Source organism: Dietzia sp. DQ11-71, assembly GCF_014144995.1.
GTDB lineage: Bacteria > Actinomycetota > Actinomycetes > Mycobacteriales > Mycobacteriaceae > Dietzia > Dietzia kunjamensis.
The window spans coordinates 1-7,062 of record NZ_JAALDT010000226.1 but is presented as its reverse complement, the minus strand read 5'-3'; the positions used below and the strand labels follow the sequence as shown (position 1 = coordinate 7,062).

Here is a 7,062-nt window from a genome sequence, read left to right as displayed (position 1 = left end):
CCCGCCGGGTCCCGCGCCGAGAGGTCGCTGGCGACGGCGGCGGCGACCGTGTGGCGTCGCTCCAGGGCCCCGGTCAGGGCGGCGCGGGCCAGGTCGGTGCGGATGTGGAGCCGGTCCAGGCGGTGAGCGGAGAGGTACGCGGTGAACAACGCCGCGAGCGCGGCGACGAGGACGACGACGAGGACGATCAGTTCAACGGACACGGAGCGTCTCCCCCGGGCCGCGGATGGTCTCGTACACACGCACGACCCGGTCGGCGACGACGGGCCAGTCGTACTCCCGGACCGCCTGGAGACCGCGGGTGCGGAGGTCGGCGCGGCGACCGGGGTCGGTGAGGACCCTCGTGAGGGCTGCGGCGAGGGCGTCGGCGTCGCCGACCGTGGCGAGTTCCCCGCACTCGCCGTCCCGGAGGACACGGCGGAACGCGTCGAGGTCGGCGGCCACGACGGCGGTCCCGGCGGACATGGCCTCCAAGAGGACGATGCCGAAGCTCTCCCCGCCGGTGTTGGGTGCGCAGTAGACGTCCGCTGCGGCCAGCACCGCGGCCTTGCGGGTGTCGTCGACCCGGCCGAGGAACTCCACGTCCAACCCGGCCGGGAGGGCGGCGCGCAGTGTCCGTTCGTCGCCGTCGCCCATGACCCGCAGCCGCAGGTCCGGCACGTCCCGGAGGACGGCGGGGAGCGCCGCGGCGAGCACGCCCATCCCCTTGCGGGGTTCGTCGTAGCGGCCGAGGAACGCCACGGTCGGCGCGTCGGTCGGTTCGGCTGAGGTGTCGACGTCGGTGAACGCGGACACGTCGACACCGTTGGGGATCTCGACGGCGTCGGAGCCCAGGGCCTCCATCTGCCAGCGGCGCGCCAGGGTCGACACCGCGATTCTCCCGCGGATCTTCTCGAGCAGCGGGGCCAGGACCCCGTCGGCGGCGCCGAGGATCATCGACCCCGTGGTGGAGGTGTGGAACGTGGCGGTGATGGGCCCGGAGGACATCGCCAGGGCGAACATGCCGACGCCCGGGGCGTTGGGTTCGTGGATGTGCAGGACGTCCAGCGGTTGCTCGCGGAGCCAGTGTCGGGTGGCCCGCCAGGTGGCGGGCCCGAAGCTGAGCCGGGCGACGGAGCCGTTGTAGGGGATCGGGACGCCCGGCCCGGTCAGGGTCATCCCGGAGACCGGCGCGCTGCCGGGACTGCCCGGGGCCAGGACCCGGACCGTGTGTCCGCGGCGCCGCAGTTCCTCGGTCAGGTCCACGACGTGGGCCTGCACCCCGCCCGGGGCGTCGAACGAGTAGGGGCAGATCATGCCGATGCGCACGGCGGGGTCAGCCCTCGATCCGCGCACGCCGCTCGGCCGGCAGGTCGTCCAGCCACAATGGCTGGAGCATGTGCCAGTCCGCGGGGTGCCGGGCGATCCCCTCGGCGAAGAGGTCGGCCATCGCCTGCACCGCCGACTCGATCCCGTCCGAGACGTCGATGGGCGGCGTGATGCGGACCCGCATCGTCTCCTCGTCGGCGTACCAGAACTGGGCGACCAGCAGCGGCGCGCCGGTCTCCACCGCGAGCCGGGCCGCACCCGCGGGCATGCGCGTCTGCTCGCCGAAGAACGTCACGGGCACCCCGGTCCGGCGCAGGTCCCGCTCCCCCGGTAGGCAGACGATCCCGCCCCCTGAGAGGTACTCGCGCAGCGCGTCCAGCGGCGGGGTGGGTCCGCCCATGTGCGGGTAGATGGTGAAGCCCAGGCCCTCGCGGAAGTCCAGGAAGCGCTGGTACAGCGATTCCGGCTCGAGTCTCTCGGCGACGGTGGCGAACCCGCCGTAGCGTCGCGCCAGCCAGGTGCCGCCCAGGTCCCAGTTGGCCGAGTGCGGCAGCGCGACGACCACCCCGCGCCCCTGCTCGAGCGCCGCGTCGAGGTTCTCGACCCCGGCGATCGTCCGGTCCATCTCGCGGGCCACGGCCTCGCGGTCCATCGAGGGGAGACGGAAGGCCTCGCGCCAGTAGCGGGCATAGGAGCGGAAGGACTCCCTGATCAGGTCGTCGGGGACCTCGGCCGGGGTGACCCCGAGGACGCGGGCCAGGTTCCTGCGCAGCTGCGAGTCCGGACCCTGTCGGCGGGCCGCGAGATCGGCGCCCGCACGGAAGAGGGCGCGCGCGGTCGGCTCTGGAAGGGCGCGCACCACGGCCCATCCGGCGGCGTACCCGAGATCGGAAAGGCGATTGCCGAGCGCGCTCATCGGTCTCCCACCGCGGGGGCGTCGCTACGCGCCACGCGTTCGAGGTAGTCGGTGCGTCCGCCCCACACCCGTTGGATCACCGTGACGAAACTGCCCGCCGCGACGGCGGTCAGCCCGACCTCGAGTGCCCACGGCACCCCCAGCCCCTCGAGGCCGGCGCCGAGCAGGATGAGGACCAGGCGATCGGCGCGCTCCATGAGCCCGCCCGGTGTGCGGAGTCCGCCCGCGTCGGCGCGGGCCTTGGAGTAGGACACCACCTGGGACAGGATCAGGCAGGACAGGAGCATGACCAGCGCGTAGCGGTTCTCGGGCTCGGTGTAGACCAGCCACCACACCAGCGACGCCAGGATCACGCCGTCCGCGACCCGGTCGGAGACCGCGTCGACCAGGGCCCCGTACGGTGACCCGCCCCCGCTCGCGCGGGCGACCGCCCCGTCCACCAGATCGAACAGGGTGCACAGTGCGATGACGATCGCGCCGGCCACCAGGTGACCGGGTCCGAACAGGGTGATCGCCGCGGCGCAGGTCAGCAGGAGGCCGGCGAGGGTGATCCCGTTGGCGGTGACGCCGCTGCGGACGAGGAACGCCGCCAGGGGGTGGGCCACCCTGGCGACCCCCGACCTTCCGTACTCGCTGAGCATTCGACTCCCTGCCTACTTCGAGGTGCGGTCTGGTCCGGACACATCGCCCGTTGACATCGTGGTGGACCACGCCTCCGAGAGCAGCTGCCGCGTCTGTCGGAGGAGCTGCGGGAGCACCTTGGTTCCGCCGGTCACGGTAATGAAGTTCGCGTCACCGATCCAGCGTGGCACGACGTGTTGGTGCAGATGCTCGGACAGGGACCCGCCGGCCGCGCCACCCAGATTGAGCCCCACGTTGAACGAGTCCGGGTTCGAAACCGCCTTGATGACCCGGATCAGGTGCTGCGTGTACGACATGAGTTCGCGGGACTCGTCGTCGTCGAGGTCCTCCAGGTCCGCCACCTTGCGGTACGGAACCACCATCGAGTGACCCGGGTTGTAGGGGAACAGGTTGAGCACGACGTAGACGTGCTCGCCCCGGGCGACCACCAGCCCGTCCTCGTCGCTCATCCTCGGGATGTCGAGGAACGGCTCCCCCGTCATCCCCTCGGCCGGCTCGGGACGCGACTCGGCGATATATGACATCCGGTAGGGGGCCCACAGCAACTGGAGGTGGTCCTCCCCCACCCCGAACTGGCGGTAGACGCCCGTCGAGGACGGATCTCCGGCCGTCACACGCGCTCCGAAGTCGGCACGTCGTTGCGTCGGGAGTTGACCCAGTACGAGATCTTGTCCATCGCGGCGTTCCGCGAGACCCCGTTGAGCTGCGTCCCGTCCGGGAACCGGAAGCTCACCGCGCCCGCCTCGACGTCGCGGTCACCGGCCAGGAGCATGAACGGGACCTTGCCGGTGGTGTGGTTGCGGATCTTCTTCTGCATCCGCTCGTCGGAGACGTCGAGCTCGGCGCGGATACCGCGCCCCCGGAGCTCGTCGATCACGTCCTCGAGATGCTTCTCGTGCGCCTCCGCCACGGGGATGCCCACCACCTGCACGGGCGCCAGCCACGCCGGGAACAGACCGGCGTAGTGCTCGAGCAGGACGGCGAAGAACCGCTCGATCGAGCCGAAGAGCGCGCGGTGGATCATGACCGGCCGCTTCTTGGTGCCGTCCGCGGCGTTGTAGGTCAGGTCGAACAGCTCGGGCAGGTTGAAGTCCAGCTGGACCGTCGACATCTGCCACGTCCGCCCGATGGCGTCGCGTGCCTGGACGGAGATCTTGGGGCCGTAGAAGGCGGCCCCGCCCGGGTCCGGGACCAGCTCGAGGCCGGAGTTCGTGGCCACCCGACGCAGCGTGTCGGTCGCGCGCTCCCAGATCTCGTCGCCGCCGACGTACTTCTCCGGATCCTTGGTCGACAGCTCGAGGTAGAAGTCCTCGAGGCCGTAGTCGCGCAGGAGCGAGATGATGAAGGACAGGACGGAGGCGATCTCGCCCTCCATCTGCTCCTCGGTGCAGTAGATGTGCGCGTCGTCCTGGGTGAAGCCGCGGGCGCGGGTGAGGCCGTGGATCACCCCGGACTTCTCGTACCGGTACACGGTGCCGAACTCGAACATCCGCAGCGGGAGCTCGCGGTACGAGCGGCCGCGGGAGTCGAAGACGAGATTGTGCATGGGGCAGTTCATCGGCTTGACGTAGTAGTCCTGCCCCGGCTTGGTCTCCTTGCCGTCCGCGTCGTACTCCGCGTCCAGGACCATGGGGGGGAACATCCCCTCCGAGTACCAGCTCAAGTGCTGGGACTTGCGGAACAGGTCGCCCTTGGTCACGTGCGGGGTGTTGACGAGTGAGTACCCGGCGGACAGGTGGCGCCTGAGGGAGTGCTGCTCCATCTCGTTGCGGATGATCCCGCCGCGGGGATGGAACACCGGGAACCCGGACCCGATCTCGTCGGGGAAGCTGAACAGGTCCAGCTCGGTCCCGAGCCGACGGTGGTCGCGCTTCTCCGCCTCGGCCAGACGGTCGAGGTAGGCGTCCATGGCCTCGGTGCTCTCCCAGGCCGTGCCGTAGATCCGCTGGAGACCGGCGTTGTTCTGATCGCCCCGCCAGTAGGCAGCGGACGAGCGCGTGAGGGTGAACGCGGGGATGAACTTGGTGGTGGGCGTGTGCGGGCCGCGGCACAGATCCGACCAGATGACCTCGCCCGTGCGGGGGTTGAGGTTGTCGTAGGCGGTCAGCGCACCCGCGCCGACCTCCATGATCTCGGAGTCCTCGAGCGCCACCGCGCCGTCGGCGTCACCGGCGTCCGCCCGGCCCTTGTCCTCGACCAGTTCGAGCTTGTACGGCTCGCCCGCCAGCTCGGTGCGCGCCTCGTCGAGCGAGGCGTACTCCCGCCGCGAGAAGCGCTGGCCGGCCTTGATGATCTTCTTCATCCGCTTCTCGAGGTCCTTGAGGTCCTCGGGTGTGAAGGGCTCGGTCACGTCGAAGTCGTAGTAGAAGCCGTTCTCGATCGGCGGACCGATCCCCAGCTTGGCCTCGGGGAACTTGTCCTGTACCGCCTGGGCGAGCACGTGTGCGCACGAATGCCGGATCACCGACCGCCCGTCCTCCGAATCGGCGCGGACCAGCTCGACCTCGGTGTCCTCGGCGGGCGCCCAGGACAGATCCCGCAGGGTCCCCTCCGGATCCCGCACCACGACGATCGTCTCCGGGCCGCTGCGCGACTGCAGCTCCCGCTCGGCGAGGATCTTGCCCGCGGGTTCACCGGCCGGGACGACGGTCGTCACAGGGGCCGCACCCGTCGCGTCGGCATCGGTTTCCGGTATGCGGTTCTCGGACACGGGGGGAGATCTCCTCGGGCAGTGGACGTCGGGTGCCAGTGGGCCACCCGGGCTGACACCGGTCCACGACAGGGACCGGGCCGGTCCATGCTACCCGGGGCCCTGACGGAATCCCGGACCGCGGCGCGACGTTGCACCCGGCATGCGCATCGACATCTGGTCCGACGTCGTCTGTCCGTTCTGCTGGATCGGCAAGCGGCACCTCGAGGCGGCACTGGAGACGTTCCGTGCGCGACACCCCGAGATCGAGGTCGAGGTGGTGTGGCGGGCCTACGAACTCGACCCCTCCGCTCCCCGCGTCGTCGGCGACGAGCCGACCGAGACGAGCGCACAGATGCTCTCGCGCAAGTACGGGATGTCGCTCGCCGACGCGGAGGCCGGGCAGGAGCAGATGGCCGCCCGGTTCACCGAACTCGGTCTGGACTTCGACTGGCGGTCCGCGCGCATCTGTTCGACCTTCGACGCCCACCGCCTGGCCGCCCTGGCCGCCGAGCACGGACGGGCGGACGCGGTGGACGAGGCCCTGCGACGCGCCCACTTCAGCGAGGGACGGGCGATCTCGGACCCGGTGGTGCTGCGTGAGATCGGGGTCGGGGCCGGGCTGCCGGCGGAGGAGGTCGACCGGGTGCTCCGGGGGGACGCGTTCGCCGACCTGGTGCACCGCGACGTCGAGACGGCCCGCGGTCTCGGGGTCCGGGGGGTGCCGTTCTTCGTGTTCGACGACCGACTCGCCGTCAGCGGGGCCCAGCCGGTCGAGGTGTTCGATGACGCACTGGAGCAGGCGGTGGCTGCGGAGGTCTGAGTCCCCGCCGAGTCCGTACACGCCACCGAGCTCGTACACACCACCGAGCCCGTACACACCACCGGGCGCCCGGTCGCGCTGTACGCCGCTATGTCATGTCACATCGCCAGCGCCGCCGCGCCGAAACCGGCGAGGGCCACGAGGCCCGAGCCAGAGGTTGTGTTGCAGATGCGTGACGGCAGAGGTCCTCAGTTGTTTCATACCCTTGACAAACGTTGAGATCTCGATCACTCGATCAATTCAGGCGCACCATCGTTTGACACATGTAGAGGCAGGCGCGGTGAATGCGCCGCCGCGTCGTGGCGCTGCCAGCACGGTCCCGAACGGCTGAAATGCGGACGACCCCCGGTCTCCGTGATGGAGTCCGGGGGTCGTCGTGGGCTCTCGCCCGCTTCAAGGGTGGTCCTAACTGGGTTCGAACCAGTGACCTCTCCGGTGTGAACGGAGCGCTCTTCCGCTGAGCTATAGGACCTCGCGTTCCGGGCGGTCTCGCCTCGGCACCGGAACACTGTATCAAGACCCGGGCCGGGCCCCAATTCGGCCCCCCGAGGGGTGGGCGGATCGCTGACGGGGTATCCGGGACGCGGTCCGGCGGGCGGTGTGGGTGCCGGAGGGCGGGCCCTGAGGGGGCGGGCGCGCCGCGGGCCGTGAGGGTCTCGATGCGTGATGGCCCGCGCCCGGGTC

General features: G+C 70.6%; 6 protein-coding genes, 1 tRNA gene and 1 pseudogene. 1 reads left to right on the top strand and 7 read right to left on the bottom strand.

Features of this window, described 5'->3' with window-relative positions; translation table 11 throughout:
* The 6 genes and pseudogenes from G6023_RS08830 to thrS all read right to left on the bottom strand — a co-directional run.
* A pseudogene (locus G6023_RS08830) lies at window positions 1-203 on the bottom strand (NUDIX hydrolase); the annotation flags it as partial.
* Window positions 193-1,308, bottom strand: a complete 1,116-nt coding sequence (locus G6023_RS08825) for a glycosyltransferase family 4 protein (RefSeq protein WP_182635055.1) — start codon at window positions 1,306-1,308, stop codon at window positions 193-195. The gene G6023_RS08825 and the pseudogene G6023_RS08830, both read right to left, overlap by 11 nt.
* A 7-nt stretch (window positions 1,309-1,315) precedes the next feature.
* Window positions 1,316-2,224 carry a phosphatidylinositol mannoside acyltransferase gene (locus G6023_RS08820; protein WP_182635052.1) on the bottom strand — a complete coding sequence of 303 codons (909 nt, stop codon included), beginning with the start codon at window positions 2,222-2,224 and terminating at the stop codon, window positions 1,316-1,318.
* Window positions 2,221-2,865, bottom strand: coding sequence for a phosphatidylinositol phosphate synthase (gene pgsA, locus G6023_RS08815; protein WP_182635050.1), 645 nt, complete (start codon window positions 2,863-2,865; stop codon window positions 2,221-2,223). Before pgsA ends, G6023_RS08820 begins: the two co-directional genes overlap by 4 nt.
* A gap of 12 nt (window positions 2,866-2,877) precedes the next feature.
* Window positions 2,878-3,480, bottom strand: coding sequence for an ATP adenylyltransferase (locus G6023_RS08810; RefSeq protein ID WP_182635048.1), 603 nt, complete (start codon window positions 3,478-3,480; stop codon window positions 2,878-2,880).
* Window positions 3,477-5,576: a threonine--tRNA ligase gene (thrS, locus tag G6023_RS08805; protein ID WP_182635046.1), complete on the bottom strand. Its 2,100-nt coding sequence runs from the start codon at window positions 5,574-5,576 to the stop codon at window positions 3,477-3,479. Before thrS ends, G6023_RS08810 begins: the two co-directional genes overlap by 4 nt.
* A 142-nt stretch (window positions 5,577-5,718) precedes the next feature.
* Between thrS and G6023_RS08800 the strand changes: the two genes are divergently transcribed.
* Window positions 5,719-6,378 (top strand): DsbA family oxidoreductase, encoded by a 660-nt coding sequence (locus G6023_RS08800; protein WP_182635043.1) that lies wholly within the window; start codon window positions 5,719-5,721, stop codon window positions 6,376-6,378.
* A gap of 400 nt (window positions 6,379-6,778) precedes the next feature.
* On the opposite strand, the gene G6023_RS08795 is transcribed toward G6023_RS08800, so the two are convergent.
* Window positions 6,779-6,850: transfer RNA gene (locus tag G6023_RS08795), tRNA-Val, on the bottom strand.
* Window positions 6,851-7,062 lie beyond the last annotated feature (212 nt).

Coding starts and splice junctions, on each gene's coding strand:
- G6023_RS08800 (WP_182635043.1), top strand. CDS start 5,719: ATGCGCATCGACATCTGGTCCGACGTCGTCTGTCCGTTCTGCTGGATC.
- pgsA (WP_182635050.1), bottom strand. CDS start 2,865: ATGCTCAGCGAGTACGGAAGGTCGGGGGTCGCCAGGGTGGCCCACCCC.
- G6023_RS08820 (WP_182635052.1), bottom strand. CDS start 2,224: ATGAGCGCGCTCGGCAATCGCCTTTCCGATCTCGGGTACGCCGCCGGA.